We start from the raw sequence: 17,449 nt of genomic DNA, 5'->3' as shown, positions 1-17,449 counted from the left end.
TCACAATTACCAACACGCACCCACAGCTCAAATAAAAAAACAGGAGCACACGTCCACCCAGCCCACTATGCTGCGGCACTGCCGTGTCTCCATTTAGCACCTGATCTTAAGCATCATGAACGGACAATATACTATGAAGGTTACAAGGGGGATCATCCATGAAACCAATTGTTAGAGAACACATCCAACAGCTCGACGTATCGCTAGGTGGCGGTATCGTCAGTGAGAAAATCCGGGTCGATACGATCGACAATCCGATACTCATTATCGGTCTGGGCGGCACAGGGATCGATGCCCTGCTACGTCTGAAATATCAGATCAATCGTCGTTTCCGTCTGCCGGAAGATCCGGTAACGAAGAAGAAACAAGAAAAACCAAGCAACGTCGAGTTCCTTGCGTTTGAGACGAACGAACAGGATCGCAACAAAAAATACAAGGGCATCGGTCTGGATCCGCATAACGAGTTTGTACTGCTGTCTAATCCAGAGATCGGTGGACTGCTGCAAAACCGTAGCCTGCTGGAGCCTTATATTACCGAATGGCTGTCTCCAGAAATGAGCATCACCGATGGTATGAACGGTGCGGCTGGTGTGCGTCAAGCAGGACGTTTGCTGCTGTTCACCAAAATTAATCAGGTCGTACAGAGCATCGATAAAAAGATTAAAACACTGTCTGTCGGCACAAACAAAAAGCTGATGGTTTTCCTGCTGACCGGTCTGTCCGGTGGTACAGGCAGTGGCTCATTCCTCGATATCTCGTATATCGTACGCGGCATCGTAGAGCGTGACTTCGGCTCTGCCGGTATTGACCGCCTGAATATGCTTGGTTATCTGTTCACGCCAGACGTGAACCTGTCGAATAAAAGCTTGAGTGAGCATACCCGCGAATATATTCGCAAAAACGGTTATGCCGCGCTCAAAGAGCTGGACTACTGGATGAACGTGGACGCGCGTGGCGAACGGTTCAAGCAGCAATATGGCAGCATCCTGAACGTCAATTCGCCATTGCCACCATTTAACTTGTGTCATTTGATCTCGGCGACCAATACGGAAGGCAAGCTACTGGAAAATGCATATGATTACTGCATGAATGTCACCGCCGAAAATATTACGAATTTTATGGCGAGTGAGGAAAAAGCATCCGGTGAAGAATTTGCGATCCATGACTATATTAGTAATATCCGTACGAATATCGCGCAGATGAACCGCGCGTATCCGGCGAACTATGAATACAACATTATCGGTGCATCGTCTGCGGTACTGCCGATTGAAGAAATGACCACGTATCTGGCATATCGTCTATTCCAGAAGATGGACAAAATGTTCGATAAGGCACCGGATCAGGAAGCGGTAGAGAACTTTGCCCGTAAGCTGGGTGTCGATCTGGATACGATGACCAAAACCTTTGAATCCCGTGTACCTGAGCCATTGCCAGGCTTTGAGAACAGCGAGCGTCTGAGCTATAACAATGTAGTGAAAATGCAGGCGGTCAGTCTGGATACCGAGCTGGAGCAGACATTCCTGACTCGTGCGCGTGAGGAATATATCAAAGCGAAGCAGCAGCTGCCAGGTGAGATTGTTGGTCAATTTTCCGATCAGATTCGCCGGATGTTCCTGCATCCAGAGCAAGGGCCGTTCTATGTATCCCGTTTGCTCTATACCGAGCATGGCTTCAGCCTGCTGAAAATGCTGCTGTCTTATATTGAGACACTGCGTGAGAGTCTAACTCGTATTCCACGTGATATCGAATCCGCAGCCGAATATGCGAACGATCGTCTGGGCGATGCGAAGAGTGCTTTTGTCTCTAAGGATAAAAAGAAAAACGTGTACGTTGAAGCGAAGATCGACGAGTACTGGCTACGTGCAGATGTTGAGCGTACCCAGCAAATGATCGAATTTTATGAGGATCTATATCAGCTGCTGAATCGTGAAAATAACCGTATTTACGGTGTATTCACCGAGGTATTGAACGCGCTTAGCTCGATTTTTGAGAAAAATGGCGAGCTGCTCACCAGCGGTAACGAGCAGGAAGATCATCGCGGAAATAAAACGTACTACTGGAATCTGGTCAGCGTGCCGGACATTTCCAAGGCGGTCAGCGACATTATGGACAGCAAAGATGGCGATGATCTGATTCGTGACTTTGCGACTCAGCTGCTCGATCATTCCGATCAATGGGTGAAGGAAAATGAAGTCGACATCGTGCGCTCCATTTCCGATTTCCTGAGCGACAAGTTCGGCGATCTGATCACACGCTCGATGGAGGACTTCCTTGTGATGAAATACGGCGAGGATGAGCCGATTGAGAAGTTCGTGGAGCGTCAAATTGCCAGCCGTCTGGATGATGATGCGGTGCCGGTATTCCATCTGAGCAACAGCGCAGGTAATCTGCATTTCCCATCATGGGGCTTTGTATCCGTGCCGGTGCAGGCACCAAGCATTCTGCGTGGTATTCGCAATTACCAGAACAACGCGATTGGCAAATCGCATTTTACAATTAAGGAAAGTCAGGTTAAAAACCGTATCTTCTGGCTGAACACACGTAACGGTGTGCCGCTGTTTGTGTATACACCGCTGAAGGTGTATGAAGAGAACTATGAGCGTACGATTCTGGATCGCGAGGGCGTAGGTCGCCACCTGGTGATGACCGAGAAGGAAAACTGGACGTATCTGCCATCGCCAATCCCTGAACGCTCATGGGGTGAGACGTATGTGAATACACGTGTGCAGACGTATAATGCGCGTGTTCGTAACGATTTTAACCGTGCTCGTCAGCTCGGCATTATCGTTGAGAAGGATGTGGATCAGAATACGAGCAGTCGCTTTGCGGTACGCTTTAGTCAGCCGTTTGATCTGGAAGCGGTATTGACTAGCTATGATCTGCGTTTGGATGCTGCACGCCCGAATCTGGGTGAAGTGAAGCGTGCGCTGGTGGAGCTGCGTCGCCTGCTGAGCGAAGGCTTGCCGCTGGAAGCATCACGCGACATTTTCAATAGCTATAATGAAGAGCTTGCATCTGACAACCTGATTCGTTCGCCGAAGATGATCGAACGTCTGCGTCAGGAGCTGGCGAAGTATGATTCGATTCAAGCGAAGATTACCGAGCTGGAAAGTATGCTTGGTCGTCATGAAGGCGAGGAAAAGCTGATCGATCAATTCGTACAGGCACTGTATACCGATACGATTACGAAAAAGGGTGCACTGTTTGTCTATGATCGTGATGAGGAAGAAGAGGCATGGGAGCCATTCGTCAATCTGATGAAAACGAAAAATATCGTCGAATTTGAGATTTTCGAAAGCTTCCGTCAACTGGATGAGAGAAGCCGCGCCGTGCTGATGCGTAAAGCAGATCGCCGCGACAACGAGCTGACCTCGTCTGAGGATGTGACCCCGCTGCTGAACAAGCTGGATGAGCTATATGAAACGTATCTGGAAGCACGCGATCGTCTGGAATATGAACGTGTCGAGCTGGTTAACGGTGATGAAGCATACCAGTTCTACAAGCAAATGGTTTCCAAATTAAACGATCTGCGCCGGAAGCTGAAATAAGATGAATAAACGGCTGCTCTCATTCGCAGAAGCCTATGCTGCTGCTGAGGAAAAAACAGCCGGACAGGGAGACGGGCGGAGCAGTATTCACTACCCCGCCGTTTTCCTGTTTATCGGGGATCGATTGCAGGATGCTGCGGATCATATCCGCAGTGTGAATGCACGCAAATGGGATAATGGAGCTGGTGTGATGTATGTGGAGGTACAGCCCGAAGGGTCTGTCTCCGCCTCTACTCACCGGGAGGAGCATCCCCAGCTACTGGTCTCCCGTTTGTCCGTACCCGATCCGGAACGCTCCACTGCGAAAACGCGCCGTCCCGATTGGGCACGGCATTTTCGCGAGGAAGCCAGTCATCTGTTAGAGCTGAACCGGGTATTCCGTCAGGCGGCTCGGCGGCTGGCTGATTTTGGACGGATGTACTCGTCGTTTGATCGCCTGCATCTGTCGGTCGTGACACGAGTAGAAGATCCGATGAATGTGCTTGTGCCACAGATTGCCTTACTGGCACGCTCGATTCTCGGTCAATCGTTCAAGTCAGTACAGATGGATCTATATGTGCTTGTGCATGAAGGCGAGCAGGAGGAGAACTTCGGTTATGCTAGCTCGGCAGGTATTGCTTTTCTGCATGAGGTAGAGCTGATGCAGCGCGATGATTATCATTTGAGTGCGCCGCTTCAGCGTACCGAGGATGGGCTCGCTGTGATGGTACATCATACAGCAGCACCGTTATTCGAGCTGGTCTACATGCTGTCGGATCGTAATGAGCGAGGGGTATCGGTCAATGGTGGCATTGCCAGCAATTACGATATCATTTGCCGAATTAGCCTGCTGAAAAATCGACAGCGCACGGATATCGGTCATGATCATAGTTTGCAGGGTTCTGATTACAACAATATGGCGTTTCGCAACAATATCCGAACTGCCGATGGTACACAGGGATTGGTCTCTGCGGGCTTTGCGCGTGTAAGGCGCCCGGATGAGGCGATTGCACTCACAGTGCTGGAAAACTTCTTCCTGGGCATCGTGCAGCGCATGAAGCAGGAGCCGACGCTGGGTACACATGAGCGTGAGCAGTTACTCGGTATCGATGAAGGAGCCCTGGATCGGCGATTGGATGCGTTCACTCCTGATGAATCCAGGTTGGAGGACATGAATGGGCTGATGACGCGCTCGGTCAGCTTCTCCGCGCTACGCTCAATGAGCCTGCGCGAAGCGGAGCAGGCACTATTCGAGCAGGGTGGCGATGACTTTTTCCGTCAAAACTATGAGCAGGAAACGGAACGCCGACTGAATAGCTGGAATGTCGAGCATGAGTTTCGCACCGGAATGGATGAGCGGCTGAAAGGGCGCAGCGATGTTCACTTTTACCAGCTTGCTGCCTGGACGGAGGAAAATCATCCGGCGAGTCTGTGGCCGCTGCTACATGGACGGATTCGTGATCTGAATATCGCGATTGAGCAGGCAAGGCAGGATCTGGATGCATGGTATGGTAGCCGCGCGGACGATCTTTCTTTTCAAAAGCTGCCGTTTATGGACAAGCATAATGTGCGTGGATTGACGCGTGCGCTGATTGCTACAATCTATCCGCATAAGCTGTATATTTTACGACTACAAACCAAGCTCAAGCTGTATCGTCGCTGGGAAGAGCAATTGCTAGCACTGCATCGCGGCTGTATGCTGCTCGTGCAGCAGATGGATGAGCTGGGAGCCGAGCTGCATAGTGCGGCGGCGGCAAGCCTGCGGATGGCGGATGATTATATCGGGCAAAATGTATCGGATTATTATAGTCGTCTCACAGCCGAAGCGATGCTGGAGGTAGAGGACAAGCGTGGAGCGGATGCCTTTTTTGAGGAACGCAGTATGGGTGATGTAACGGCGCTACTAAAGCAGGGAACGTCCCCACTACTGGAGCGCTTGATCGAGGTCTGTCGCCGCGAGCTGCTTCCATCGCCAGCGCTATCGCAAACATTCGAGCAGGAGCTGTTGAGCCGTGCCAATGTGACGATTGATTATCATAATAAGCAAGCTCTGTCGCAGGAGGATTTGTTTAAAGAGCTGTATCGTACACTGGAGGATCGAGCGACGATTCATATTCGGCTGCTCGATTATACACATAAGCATCGATATGAGGAAAAGTATATGTTTGGCAATGCGAACGGTGAGTTTGTACGCTATGCCGCAGGTGTGGATCATACGACTCGCATTTATAAAACCGGCTTTGTGCATGAGGATCGTACGAGTGGCGTAGAGAAGCTCAATCTGATGGGCGGCTTCGGCATTACCGATCTGATGTATTATCGCAATGGTCGTACGTATTACGATACGTATGTGGCGAATGGCTATCGTTTTCATGTAGAGGAAGGGCAAGAATAATAGGGAGTAGTACAGGATGATATTCAGAAAGGGGTGAAGCCCAGCATGCAGCGAAAGGTCAATTGGCTTCTTGTATTTTTCAGTCTGATCGGCGGAGCGCTTGGATTTATTTTTAGCGAATGGCTGCTTCATTTGTATCTGGATCGGATGCCACGTATCCTGCTGATGGGGATTTATTTTGGCGTGATTAGCTTGATGATCGGGATTTTCTATCTGCTGGCTGAGATGATCTCGCCGAAGCTGAATGGTGCATCATGGCGTCAGCGGTATGCGGATATTTCGTGGAAGCTACTCGTACCCGCTACACTCGTGGTGATGCTGGTCGGCGGTATTGCTGCCGAGGCACTGTACCAGCTTGATTTTAACGGAGCGCGTACGGTAAAGGATGTCGTGGTGGTCGTGGATGACTCGGGTAGTATGAGCCAGACCGATCCACAGAATCTGCGTTATCAGGCTGTGAAAAACATGGTCAATTCCATGAAGGATGATATGCGTGTCGGCATTATCGAATTTAGCGGGGATGCACGGGTGGCCTTGCCACTAACCGAGCTGAATTCGTCTTCACGGCAGCAGATTGATACAGTAATTGATAGCTTGAACATACGAGCAGGGGGAACGAATTTCACCGCTGCCTTGAGCACAACGATGGATCAAATCAAGCAGCAGGAGCAATCGGATCGCGGCGTAACGGTCATTATGCTGTCGGATGGTTATAGCGATCTGGATATGTCTTCCTTACAGCCGTATCGTGATCGCGGGATCGTGGTCAATACGGTCGGTCTGAGCCTTGCAGCAGATGGCGGTCAGAATCTGTTGACCGAGATCGCTTCGCAAACAGGAGGACAATATTATGGCGTGGCGCAGGCAACCGATCTGACGCAGACGTTCCAGAAAATCTACGATACACTGGATAAACGCACACTGGTAACTGAACGCAGCGAGCCGTTTAACAGCAATCTGTATTATCAAATTCTGCATGTAGTGCTTATGATGCTGATCGGGGCCTTGCTCGGTGTCGGACTGGGCTTGATGTTCGACAATCGATTCCTGGCGCGCAGCTTCGGTATCGGTGGCGGTGTCGGCGGTCTGCTGGCAGGTCTGCTATTAGAATGGGGCATCGGGAAAACAGATTGGTCATGGACAGACAGTGTCGTCCGTTTCTTCGCGATCATGCTGATGGCGCTCATTATCTCGCTATTCACGCTGATCATACCGATTGGTGAAAACAATAAGCGTCTGATTCGTCGCGGCGAAGCACCACCACCGCCTACGCCTTCGGCTGGTTCGCCACGTCGTAGACGTCCAGGTGATGGAGGGCGTACATTCCAGCGGTAAGGATACGGATATTGATCGGAGTAGATGAAGATAGTTATAGATATCGACATGGATCGGTGCATGAGCTAATCAGCACGTATAGACGATAGATAGCGCTTATCTATGATGCTTCTTTCAAATTAATTATGTATCTACACAAGCTACAAGCTGTATGAATAGACAAGCTAGAATTACAGCTCCATATAAACGAACATCATAACTACAGGGCAGGGAGCATTCCTGCCCTGCCATTGTATCTAGCGAGCGATAGGTGATCGTTACCGTTAGGTATCCGGCGCATTCTAGTTTACAATGAAAAGAAGAAACACGATCTAGCGACATAGACGACATCAAGCAGTGAATATACAGAAGTAATGAATATACATCGGGTATGAATCATTTGAAATATATGCCTACAGAGGAGGGAGAGGGTGCGATGCGTTATGTGGACGCCGAGCCCGGAGATGAACGGGTTATTCGCGGATTGACTGCTCAGGCAGAGGAGGGCTGGTGCATGCTGCGCTGGTTATGGCCACGCGATGCAGAAGCCGTCTATATCGAAAAGCTAAATAACGGAGAGGAGCATGGTAGTTCTTCGTTGGCTATGGATCATCGCGATGCCACCACCGCAGAGCATGCCTCGGATTCATTTCCTCCGCACCGCACATTTAAGCTGTACACTCGTGAGGAATATAAAGCGACCAATGGCTACCGCGAGCGATTAGATCATTTTGGCAAGGTGGCGTATCGGGTTCATCTGGCGGTCGAGCAGGACGGCGAGATGGTGCTTGTTCGCCAGCATGATGGTGGTAATCGCGTAGAGCTGAGCGCAGGTAAAGCGAAGATTCGTTATTCCGTTCGTCAGCAAGCAAGCTGGTTTAGTAAACGCAAAACGGTACGGATCGAGGTGCATGCCGAGGTTCCCGTCGAGCGTGATGTGCTCTGTTATGTGAAAAAGGAAGGTGGCTATCCTGCAAGCCGTGAGGATGGTGTAGTCTATCCGTTCGCTGAGCCTTTTCGCGCTGGACGTACGGAGCTGCCTGCGATTGAGATTGGCAAAAATGAATATGTGCGTCTCTTTTTTACCGATGGACGTAGGTATGGACAACTGTACGAATTAATTTTGGAGTAGGGGGAAGTTGGGGGATATGAACATTTTCGACTGGTTTAAACGTAAGCCGGAATCCGAACCCAGACCGCTATATTACGATATTGTATGCCCGTATTGCTTTAACAAATTCGAACCGGATGAGGTAGAGTTTCGGGCGAGTCATCACCGTGAGGATGATGAGGATTATGCGTTGCGCGAGGATGCAAGGCTGAATCGTTATCGCGCACGCTTTGGGCTGGATACGATCCATGATATGGAGGCGGTCTTGCGTCCTCAGGATGTACCGGAGGAGCACCGTATTTATTCGGATCAGGTGTTGGTCGGTCTGAATGATCGTTATGGTGAAGTGACGCGGCGCCGTCTGTGCCCGCATTGTCATAATGAGCTGCCTGTAACGGCAGGCAAGGTGCCGAGTAATATCATTTCGATCGTCGGCGCTTCGCAGGTTGGGAAGTCGGTCTATATGACTGCACTCATTCATACGCTGCAAAATTCCACCGCAGATCGTTTTGATGCGGCATGTATGCCACTGACGACGGAGATTAGCCGTAAGTTCCGTATGAACTATGAAGAGCCTTTATTTGAACGTGGCGATCTGCTCGCTTCGACACAGAAGGAGCGGATGCAGGAGCCGTTTATTTTCCAATTTGTATTCCGTGATGAATCCAAGCCACCGCTTACGCTGGTGTTCTTTGATGTAGCGGGTGAAGGTATGGTCGATCAGGACTACCTCGGTCTGCACGGTCAGCATATCAAAAACTCCGCAGGCATCCTGTTCATGGTCGATCCGCTGCAAATTCGTTCGATCCGTGATCGCATCCGCTTGAAGCTGGGTGATACACGCGGAGAATGGGTGTCGCGTTATGATGAGCCGCGTGATGTGGTACTGACGCTGTTCAGCGACTTTATCGCCCATCAGGAGGATAGCAAGACCGATATTCCAACCGCAGTCGTGCTGACCAAGAGCGACATGCTGGAATCGCTGCGTGGCGATGATGGTGAATATATCAAGTCGAACAGTAATATTTTCCACAATGTTGTACACCGTGGACATTTCGATCTGGATGAATATGAAAATATCGATGGCGAGATTCGCCGCTTTATCGAGCGTGTGGATCGTCCATTTAAAGGCACGATGGATGTGTATTTCAAGGATACGGCTTATTTTGCTGTCTCTGCGCTCGGTAGCAATCCGGTCGAGCAGAAGCTGCAAAGCGTCGTGAGCCCGATCCGCGTCGATGAGCCATTTATCTGGCTGATGTACAAACTGAATTATATCGAAGGGAGACGACAGACTTGAATCTAGTTTCGGACGCTCGTATTCAGCAGCAGCTGTACACACGCGAGAAGAGCGGAATTTTCCGTACGACAGAAGGCTATGATACAGTCGCTCGTTCTCCCGGTCTTGATCCTTCCTTTATTAAAAAGAATCTTCATCCGTTGTGCGCCTATGATGCTCCTGTGCAGCTACAGGCGCAGGGCGAAAAGGACGCAGCGCTCTACCCGGCAGCACTCCAGCTTGTTCGGCTGGACAACCGCGATATGGTGCTGGGACAGAGCGTATATGTGCCGACTGATTTTACAGGTCTGCGCAGTGCGTTTTTTACACATAACTATGTGATTCCAGCGATGCGTGGTGAGGAATGGGTGCATCATTATGATCGCTGGCTACATGCCGACTTCCGCGAACAGTACGATACCGATCAGGGAGCAGAGCTAGATGAGCTGGAAGATGTGCCTGTACGCGATACCGCGCCAGCGCTTGATCCGCGTGCGGTATTGAGCGAACTGGGGCTGGATGAAACGTTATTTCGCCAGCTATTGGGCGCGGTCATGTCCGCGATTCATCGCCATCGTAAAGTATATATTTCGCTGAATGTGCCTGTACGTGAGCTACCTGTACAAGCGAATCGTCTGCTACAGGTGCTGATGCTAGCCTTGCCGTATGCATTCCGTCGTCGGCTGGGCTTCACAACGTATGCGAAGGAACCGGAAAGCCGTAAAGGGATGCAGGTGCTATTCGTAGAGAGTGGCTCGATCCGCGCTGGAGATCGGAATCTGGAGCGAGAGTACATTTTCGACCTGAGTAATGGACGGATTCAGGCAGCACAGGCAGGCAAAGCAGGTCAGCTGTATATCGATTATGCGTGGCAGCATCTGACTCGTCCGGAGAAGCTGAAGGAGCTACAGGAATTCGCTGATCATGGACAGGCAGGGATAGATGCTGCATCAGAGGCATTACCTGATCCAGCGCAGTATGATGAATGGACGATTCTGTATCGTGTGGAGCAGGGCGACGAATCGCTCTATACCAGCCATCGTGCGCACATTCTGCAAGCGTTGCTGCGTCATCTGCGTCCCGAGGGTGCGCTGGAAACGGCGATGCGTCTGAATGATCTGTTCCTGTCACGGTTTGATCGCGAATTTGATCGTGTGCGTGCAGGCGAGGTGCCGGAGACGGCAGTCGCAGATGCATTTGCTGATTATTATGAGATTGATCCACAGCATACCGGACGTAAGATCGTAAATTATTTTGTGATCGCTATTCATAATGCGGTTAGTCGCCAGCAGGGAACGGATGTGCAGGCGCTATATGCTCTGTTAGAAAAGAACCCACCGCTGTATGAGGAATTTCTCAAGCTCGTGGGCAATCAGCCCAAGCTTGCGGCACAGTTGCTGACACCGCTAATTGAACGCAAGTTCCGTCAGGCAGGCTCGGTAGAGGAAGTGATTCGACTGACTGCCGAGTGGGGAAGTCGGTATCCGCAATTGCTGGAGCTGGATGATTATCGTCTGCAAGCCGGGCAGTCATTTACCGAAGCATTGCGGGGTAGCAGCGATATGCTGGCTGAGGCAAGTGAGGTATTCCGTTTACTAGATCGGTTGGAGATGGGCAAGCAGCCGAACGTGAACGAACAGGCGTGGAAGCAGTCAGGTATCGGCGAGCAGATGCGTATTGCAACGGAGCGTATTTTGCTAAGTGAGCTGGAATGGTCGACACTGACGCGCAGTCGTCTGCTACAGGCAGATTTTCTGGGCTATCCATTGCCGAGTGACGAAGATCCATCCCGGGCAGAGCGTCGCTTGAACGGTAAGAAGCGTGCGCTTCAGCTGCTGTATTGCTGGTTCGATGATAGTGCAACCAGTATGGATGTGGACTGGGTAGAGGAGATGGACAAGCTACCACCTGCTGAGAAGGACGAGGTGCAGAAGCTTGGACGCTCCTGGCTGGGCGAGGATATTCGGAGCGGACGCTTTGAGCGTCTGCCGGTAGCTTTTGCGTATAGCGCTACCGTGAATGATCTGGATTACTCCACACTGGTGGAGGAAGTGCGGAAGCAGGCATCGTCGGAGCAGACGATGTACGACTTTTTTGCATGGTCAGAGGGTCAGCCTGCCTTTATGATGTCTGGTGAAGTTGCTGCGGGCGAACGTCGACGTGAGCGCTCATCCGAGCGTGGCGAGGATCGTAGCCGAGAAAGTAGCAGCTCGCGTGGCAAAGGTGGCAAGCCGCGCTTTGTGCCTGCATATGAAGCGGCTATTTTAGCTTATTTCCGTAAGCATGATCGTGAAGCATTCCGACGCAGTCCGCTCAAGCAGGGTGCGCCTGCGAACAAGCCTGCACTGGCAGCGGTATATGATCGTGCCAGAGACGAGCTGGCGACGCCATGGCAAAAATGGCTGCGCCGCAATCGTCGTCGCTTGCCTATGCTTGTCGTGGTGGGGCTACTCGCCATCGGTGCGGTAGGTGGCTTGTCCGTGTATCTCGTTAATGTGTTTGGCGGCGGCAATCAGACGGTAGCAACCGTCCCACAAACGAATACACCACAGAAGCCTGCTATTAACCCGGATGACTTGCCAGATGTACTGGTGACAGTCAGTGGTGCTAATGGTGGAACTTCCTCTGGTACGGATGGGCAATCCTCTAGCAATGACAATGCAGATCGTGCAGACACAGAGGGAAGCACGGCTTCCAATACGGTAGCTTCGGCGTCCACAGCGCCAACGATCACGCTCGCGTCCTCGTCTGCGACAGGAACAACAGGTAAGGGAACAGGAGATAGCTCCAATTCCAGTGGCAACAGCTCCGACAGGGGAACAGATACCGATGCTACGGGTGCAACGAATGCGGAAGCTGGCACAACTGGAGCCGAAGCAGTACGCCTTGTATTTCATTTTAAAATGATGGAGCCATGTGTTGCCTTTGAGCCGAAAAAAGCGACATTGCTACTCAAGGATGGTCAACAGATCAACTATGAAAAGCTAGATCCGCAGCTGTCCTGCGGTACATCGGAATCGAGCGATTCGAAGACAGATGGAGCAGCCGGTATGACTTCCAGTGGTGAGGCTGCATCCAGTAATGATTCGACAGGCGCAGAGACCTCCCGAGGAACAGACACTGGCTCCGCGTCATCTGCTAGTGGAACATCATCCAGTGCTACAGACCAAACGAATACCTCTTCTTCGACATCAGCAGGAAATCCATCCACCGAGTCGAGTACAGGTACGTCTTCATCTACAACATCCGGTACATCGGATACTAGTAGCGAGGATGGCGAGTCTACAGCACCAGCTTCGCTCACGCTGACAACGGATGAGCTACAACAGGTGTATCCATACGAAGTGAGTCTGGCTTTACCAGCGAAGACAAATATCGATAATCTGCAAAGCATTCGTATTGGCGATGTGGACTACATCATTACAGCATTATCTACAGCAACGACAGACAGCACCAATTAAGCTACACCGATCGCCCGCTCTTCTTTTATGAAAAGCGGGCTATTGGCACATCACCATGCTTATTCTCATAAGGAGTGTGACACCGATGCAGGAACAGCAGCGTCGACCTATTATTGGCTTGCTGATCGGCTGGGAGATTGAGCCTGCTATGCTCAAGGCATGTGCATTAGCCGCAGCCAGTCTGCATGCAGATTTTTATTACTTTTTCCCTGTCGGTGTAGATGAGCAACGTCGCCGAATTACGGGCTTTCAATTCATTGAGGGGCAATGGGAAAAGGGAGAATTTCCGTATCCTGATGTAGTGTACGATCGTATGCGCCGCCGTGAGGTGGATGGCTTTACCGAGGTGTATCGCAAGCTGGAAAATGTGCCATTCACCCATACGCTACGCGGCAGATGGGGACGCAAGACGGTCATTTATAACATGCTGCGCAAGGATGAGGCACTGCGAAAGTATCTGATCCCTTTTCAAACGCTACGTGATGCAGATGCTGGACTGGCGTTCATTTTCAAATATCGCTCTGTGATTCTCAAAGCAGATAAAGGAGCTTCCGGCAGAGGCACCTTTGTCGTACAGGTAAAAGATGATTGGATCGAGGTGTCTGATCAGGAGTATACGCATCGGATGAATGAAGCGCAGCTCCTGGAGCTATTACAGATGCTGCTTCCGCAAAGATATTGCTTGCAGCAGCTCGTGGAGAGCGTCACGGCAGAAGGATTTCCTTTTAATATTCGTGTGCATGTGACCAAGGATGGCAAAGGCGAATGGATAGTAGCCTTCTGTGCTCCCTCGCTCTCGCTTCACCCATCGATCCGGGTAACGAACAGTGAGCATGCGTTTCGTGTGGCTCCGACATGGGAGTTATTTTTGGAGAGACAGCTTCAGGAGAAGCCAGGTGGCAATACCGATCGCCATATTCATCGTTATGCGATCCAGCTGGCGCAGTTTATGGAGGAGCAGCTCCAGGGTGGCTTCCATGAGGTTGGGCTGGATATCGGCTTGAATGAGCAAGGCGGTATCCGTTTATTTGAGGCAGGGCTGGGTATTCCTTCGACTATGTTTCATTTTGTAGAAATTGCGCTTCCAGCGATGGCATACAGTCTGCGTATTGCTGCCGGAGCGGAGCCAGAGCCAACAGCTCCATAAAAAACATATAGCGTCCTCTCTATCGATTGATCTATCATGATGGTAATAGATAGGAAGAGGAGCAGTTATGAAAGGGTGGGGAAAGGATGCCAACGGAAAGGCGGCGTCTGGCAATCGGCTTGCTGATTGGCTGGAAGGTCGAGCCTGAGCTATTGATCGCCAATGCGCTCGTAGCCGCAAGCTATGATGCAGACTTTTTTTATTTTTATCCAGCTGGGGTAGATGAGCAGCAGTGCCGGATTCGCGGTCATTGTCTGGAGCAGGGCGAGTGGGTGGAGCAGGAATTTGCGTATCCTGATGTGATCTATGATCGTATGCGGCGACGCGGTATCAAAAAGTACGAGGATGTATATCGTAAGCTGGAGACGATTCCATTTACCCATACGCTACGCGGCATGTCCGTGCATAAGACGGTTGCGTACAATATGCTGCGCAAGGATGAGGAGCTAAAAACGTATTTGATCCCTTTTCAGACGCTACGCGAGGCGGCGAAAGGGCTGGCGTTTATCCATAAGCATGGCCGAGTAATCGCCAAGCCAGATCGAGGCACCTCGGGGAAAGGCGCGTTCACGATTAGTGTAGAGGGTAATGAATTTGAAGTGTTCGATCAGCAGTATGCCCATCGGATGAATGAGACGCAAATGCTGGAATTCCTGGAGATGCTCATTCGTGAAAAGTATTGTCTGCAAAAGCTCGTAACGAGCGTGACGAAGCAGGGTCTTCCTTTTCATATCCGTGTGCATCTTGCCAAAAATGGTCAAAATGAATGGGTAGTCGCCTTCTGTGCCGTCTGGATTTCGTCCGAGCCGCATAGTAAGGTGACGAACAGCAAGCATACCTTTCAGATGACGACCACATGGAACCGCTTTTTGAAGCATCAGTTTGATGAGGATGTAGGCGGTGCAACCGAGCAACGGATTCATCAGTATGCGCTAAGGCTCGCACAATTTATGGAGCAGCAGCTAGATGGACGCCTGCATGAGATCGGTCTGGATCTGGGAATGGATGCAGACCATCGTATTCAGCTATTCGAGGTCGGTGCAGGTGTGCCGTCAGCGATGTTTCAATTTGTAGAAATGGCACGTCCAGCAATTGCATACAGCCTGTATGTAGCTACACATTCCTGACCTACACAGAAGAAGGCAAGCCGAAAAGGAGTGATTCCCATGTCATTCAGTTTATCTTCGCTTGATTCCTTACATGATGCCGCTCATGCCTCTACCTGTGACGTGTTAATTGTCGGTGCAGGGCCAACGGGATTGACGCTGGCGATTGAGCTGGCTCGGCGCGGCATTCACATTCGTATAATCGATCAGGCATCAGGGCCTTCTCAGCATAGCAAGGCGCTCGGTGTGATGGCACGTACACTGGAGCTACTGGAGCCGTCCGTATCCGCGCAAATGGTTGAGCAGGGTCTGCCGATTCGGCAGGCAGCCTTATATAGTGGCACACGTCAGCTTGCTGATATTGCATTTGGCGAGCGTATTCCGAGCCGATTCCCGTTTGTGCTGATGCTGCCGCAAAATGAGACGGAGCATATTTTACTGGCGCGGCTGGCTGCGCTTGGTGTACAGGTTGAATATGGATGTACACTTGCCGATCTGGAGCATTATACGCCAGAGAAGGTCGAGGCGACCTCTGCTGCGTCAGCGACTGCTCATGCTGGCTCTGCATCGAATGTAGTGCTGCCCCCGCATTTGCGGCGACCTGTATCATCAAATTCCGCAACGACCACTGCTGGAGCAGCGAAAAATGCTCCTGTACTGCGTATGACAGCGACTGTGAACAGGGTGCAATCCCAGTTGACGGGCGACCATACAAGAACAACGGAGTCAGCAACTCCGTCTGCCGATCCACTGTCCACCGCGCAGGAGCGTATTCATGCCGGTTGGATTGTCGGCTGCGATGGTGCACATAGTAAGGTGCGTCATCTGCTCGGGATGGACTTTCCCGGTGTGTCGATTATGCAGGATTTTGCATTGGCTGATGTGAAGGTGGAGGGAGAGATCGAGCAGGATCGCCTGCATATTCATCTGCATCAAGGGCAAATCGCTGCCTTTTTCCCGATGAGACAGGGACGCCATCGAGTGATTATCGCTTCACCGGAACGGAATAATAGTCAGGAGTCTTCATCACAGGAAGGCAAAGTAGGGTCTGCGGCAGAAGGTACAGCACGGGACATTTCGCTAGCAGAGGTGCAGCAGATTCTGGATACCTGCACAGGCGGACAATTCCGCGTATATGATCCGATCTGGCTGACGCGCTTTCGTATTAATCAGCGCAAAGTAGATCACTATCGCGCTGGTGCAGTCATGCTGGCTGGTGATGCGGCGCATATTCATTCTCCACTCGGTGGGCAGGGGATGAATACCGGTATGCAGGATGCGCTTAATCTGGGCTGGAAGCTGGCGCTTGTCTGTAGCGGACGTGCCGATGCCAGCCTGCTTGATAGCTATAATGAGGAGCGTGAGCCAGTTGGACGTAATCTGCTACGCTGGACAGGCTGGCTAACCCGCTTGGCATTGAATCGGTTCCCGTTATTTGCCGCTGCGCGTAATACGATGGCTCCGCTTGTGTCATCTCGTCAAATTGTACAGCGCTTACTCGCTCGCGCTCTATCCGAAACAGGCATTCATTACCGTCATAGTGAGATGGTCATGCAGGGTGATAGCTGGAAGCATGGAATGGTCGTGCCTGGTGACCGTGCTCCGAGTGGTGCAGCAGAGCTGGACTGGTGGAGCCGGGAAAAGCATGTATTGCTCGTCTTTCCTGATTCAGAGCCTGCACTCCCACGTCCCGAAGATCCACAGCAATGGGATGAGGATGAGCGCACACGCATTCCACTGCTACATCGTATTGCAGATAGCTGGCGTCCGGTCATCAATATGGTGATCGTGCTACCTGATCTACCGCTCATGCTGCCCGAGCCGCGTCCGAATATGCTTTTATCTGACCCGAATGGAGAGCTGCGTAAGCTATACGGAATGGAGCGCGGTGGCTATGTAGCGCTCAGACCGGATGGGTATATCGGCTTTGCCGGTGGTTTACCGGATGAAATGGAATTAATTGGATGGGTATATCGACAATTTCGGATTCCATCACAGGTACAGTGAATATTTTTTGAGCGTATGGAACGATAAAATAAGCCGGAGCAACCCTATTGTGATACTTTCATGATAGTGCTTCGGCTTCTTGCTGCTTCCGCAAATGACGAA

General features: G+C 51.1%; 9 protein-coding genes. All 9 read left to right on the top strand.

The genetic code is table 11. From position 1 onward, the window contains the following. The first annotated feature begins 158 nt into the window (after window positions 1–158). The 9 genes from IEX62_RS05705 to IEX62_RS05665 all read left to right on the top strand — a co-directional run bounded on the left by IEX62_RS05705 (window position 159) and on the right by IEX62_RS05665 (window position 17,347). Entirely contained in the window at window positions 159–3,548 is a 3,390-nt protein-coding gene (locus tag IEX62_RS05705) for a tubulin-like doman-containing protein (protein ID WP_188774438.1), read from the top strand. 1 nt (window position 3,549) lies between these two features. Further along, the gene (locus IEX62_RS05700; RefSeq protein WP_188774437.1) at window positions 3,550–5,922 is read left to right on the top strand and encodes a transcription initiation factor TFIID; all 2,373 of its coding nucleotides are present in this window, start codon (window positions 3,550–3,552) and stop codon (window positions 5,920–5,922) included. 45 nt (window positions 5,923–5,967) lie between these two features. Next, window positions 5,968–7,257, top strand: a complete 1,290-nt coding sequence (locus IEX62_RS05695) for a vWA domain-containing protein (RefSeq protein ID WP_188774436.1) — start codon at window positions 5,968–5,970, stop codon at window positions 7,255–7,257. A 415-nt stretch (window positions 7,258–7,672) separates the two neighbouring features. Then, window positions 7,673–8,368 carry a beta-mannanase gene (locus IEX62_RS05690; protein ID WP_188774435.1) on the top strand — a complete coding sequence of 232 codons (696 nt, stop codon included), beginning with the start codon at window positions 7,673–7,675 and terminating at the stop codon, window positions 8,366–8,368. A gap of 16 nt (window positions 8,369–8,384) precedes the next feature. Beyond that, complete coding sequence (locus IEX62_RS05685) at window positions 8,385–9,647, top strand: TRAFAC clade GTPase domain-containing protein (RefSeq protein WP_188774434.1); 1,263 nt, start codon at window positions 8,385–8,387, stop codon at window positions 9,645–9,647. After that, window positions 9,644–13,087, top strand: coding sequence for a GAP1-N2 domain-containing protein (locus IEX62_RS05680; RefSeq protein WP_188774433.1), 3,444 nt, complete (start codon window positions 9,644–9,646; stop codon window positions 13,085–13,087). Before IEX62_RS05685 ends, IEX62_RS05680 begins: the two co-directional genes overlap by 4 nt. Before the next feature lie 85 nt (window positions 13,088–13,172). Next, on the top strand, window positions 13,173–14,234 hold the full coding sequence (locus IEX62_RS05675) for a YheC/YheD family protein (protein WP_188774432.1): 1,062 nt from the start codon (window positions 13,173–13,175) through the stop codon (window positions 14,232–14,234). 86 nt (window positions 14,235–14,320) lie between these two features. Then, a complete protein-coding gene (locus IEX62_RS05670; RefSeq protein ID WP_188774431.1) occupies window positions 14,321–15,361 on the top strand; it encodes a YheC/YheD family protein in 1,041 nt (346 codons plus the stop codon). Window positions 15,362–15,400: 39 nt separating this feature from the next. Next, the gene (locus IEX62_RS05665; protein ID WP_188774430.1) at window positions 15,401–17,347 is read left to right on the top strand and encodes an FAD-dependent oxidoreductase; all 1,947 of its coding nucleotides are present in this window, start codon (window positions 15,401–15,403) and stop codon (window positions 17,345–17,347) included. Window positions 17,348–17,449: the final 102 nt, after the last annotated feature.

The organism is Paenibacillus hunanensis (assembly GCF_014645615.1).
GTDB classification, from domain to species: Bacteria; Bacillota; Bacilli; order Paenibacillales; family Paenibacillaceae; genus Saccharibacillus; species Saccharibacillus hunanensis.
Note: the sequence above shows the minus strand (reverse complement) of the source record. Positions and strands in the feature narration are given on the sequence as shown.